Below are 1834 nucleotides of genomic sequence, written 5' to 3' on the forward strand. Positions count from 1 at the left end.
TACAGTTATCGCATAACAAACTGTTCAAGAGGGATTCGCAACGCGTGGCATTTTCACTATGCGTTGTTTTTAGTGTTTAAGGTGTTATGCGGCGGCATCGGTATTGCGTTGCTCACCCCTTAACAGGGCGTTATACGCCGGAGTACTACTTGTGCTAGATATAATAAAATATAAATTGAGTAATAAATGACGACACAACAATACCCGCCAATCAACTACGATGGCGCTCGAAAAGTATACAAAGATCAACCAGGAAATATTGCGGCTTTGACCGATGTAATCACACGCAGGTTGGCGCAAAGTGAAGAGTGGAATTATGTCAATCCAGGAGATTTGGGGTTTGCGCTTTACACTAGATCACTATATTTAAAACTTGCGGACATTGACAGTGCATTGCACTCCCTCGTCGCTTGGCAGTATTTTGACTCAAAAAGTATTGAATATGCCTTACTGGAGGATGGCGAAAAGATTACGATTTCGTTACCAAATAAAGAGGTGTCATTTGGTTTTCACTCTGATAGGGATCGCCGTGGGATTGAAGGCGCGCATCTGGAGATATCCACATGGCGCTCTTTGTTGTGCGAAGATTTTGATAGCGCAAGACGCTTCGTTAAAATCGTGGATCACCCGCAAGTTAAATGGCGGAGCGAATCTGGTGATACCTTCATTAGGTTGCTCGGGTGTGTTTTCAGCTTGAGTGATGGCGAGCCTATGGATTTGATTCAGGAGTACGTCAACCATAGTGCCTCTGAGCCGGTGAGTCACGATAAGCCTGATAGTGTCACCTACCTCGATTTACCAGTGATCGATGTGATGATGAAAGTATTTGGTGGCGCTGATGAAAAAACCTACCAGAAGGCAATGTACTCTGCAGTTCAAAATCACCATGAATATTGGAGCCAGCCACGCCTGAATGATTCAGAACACGGCTATTTTTCCATGCAACTGACCACCCTAGCCAAAGTCGCCTTTGCAAGGTATGGTTACCGCATTGGTTTTGACACTGACTATGTACCAGAGGTGTTCTATACCCAACCGCTACCCACGTTGAGCTATGATTTTTTAAATAAATACACAGCACCAGAACACGACTAAACGGTATTGTCTCTTCTGGTTTGCGTATAACAAACTGTTTAAGAGTGATTCGCAACGCGTGGCATTTTTATTATGCGTTGGTTTAAGTGATTAAGGCGGCATGCGGAAGCATCGGTATTGCATTGCTCACACCTTAACAGGGCGTTATATGCGCTCGATAAAATTGAATATGGATGGTCATGGATAATATCGAAAAAGAGCTTTATCAAGCAGCAGTAGAACTAGTAAGTGCGCGATATCCTTCGGGGTGGGGCGGTGCTGCGGCTGTTAGAACTGAGTCAGGAAAAATATTAACAAGTATTGCCCCTGATACTAAAAATGATGCTCTTTCATTGTGTATGGAAGTGGGAGCTTATTTAGAGGCTCATAAACTCAATGAGCGAGTGACCCACTCATTATGCCTATGTCGTGAAAGCGAGAACGATGAGTTTCTAATCTTGTCACCATGCGGAGTTTGCCAAGAGCGCCTCGTTCACTGGGGTGGGGACGTCAAAGCAGCTATTACGACTCCAGATAATGCATTGGTTTTCAAAACTATACGTGAATTAATGCCTCATCATTGGTCACTTGTAAACGGTAAAGCGCTACAACAAAGCGTTTAAGGCGGATTCACAACGCTTGGCGATTTCAGTTTAAGTTGAATTTTGTGTTTAAGGTACAATGGCTTAGGTTTGGTGGTTAGCGTTGTTCACCACTTAACGCGGCGTTATGCGCTAGTGCATTTAAATATCGAGGGATG

Annotated in this window: 2 protein-coding genes; both read left to right on the forward strand. The window is 43.9% G+C overall.

What is annotated here, in order from left to right:
• Positions 1-186: 186 nt before the first annotated feature.
• Positions 187-1095, forward strand: a complete 909-nt coding sequence (locus tag MTR11_RS23995) for an Imm49 family immunity protein (RefSeq protein WP_243328523.1) — start codon at positions 187-189, stop codon at positions 1093-1095.
• A 179-nt stretch (positions 1096-1274) separates the two neighbouring features.
• Entirely contained in the window at positions 1275-1697 is a 423-nt protein-coding gene (locus MTR11_RS24005; protein ID WP_243328524.1) for a cytidine deaminase, read from the forward strand.
• Positions 1698-1834 lie beyond the last annotated feature (137 nt).

This window comes from Vibrio sp. CCB-PB317, assembly GCF_022808245.1.
Lineage (GTDB): Bacteria > Pseudomonadota > Gammaproteobacteria > Enterobacterales > Vibrionaceae > Vibrio > Vibrio diabolicus.

Bases quoted from the DNA above. Each gene is read 5' to 3' on its own strand.
- MTR11_RS24005 (WP_243328524.1), top strand. From the start codon at position 1,275: ATGGATAATATCGAAAAAGAGCTTTATCAAGCAGCAGTAGAACTAGTA.
- MTR11_RS23995 (WP_243328523.1), top strand. From the start codon at position 187: ATGACGACACAACAATACCCGCCAATCAACTACGATGGCGCTCGAAAA.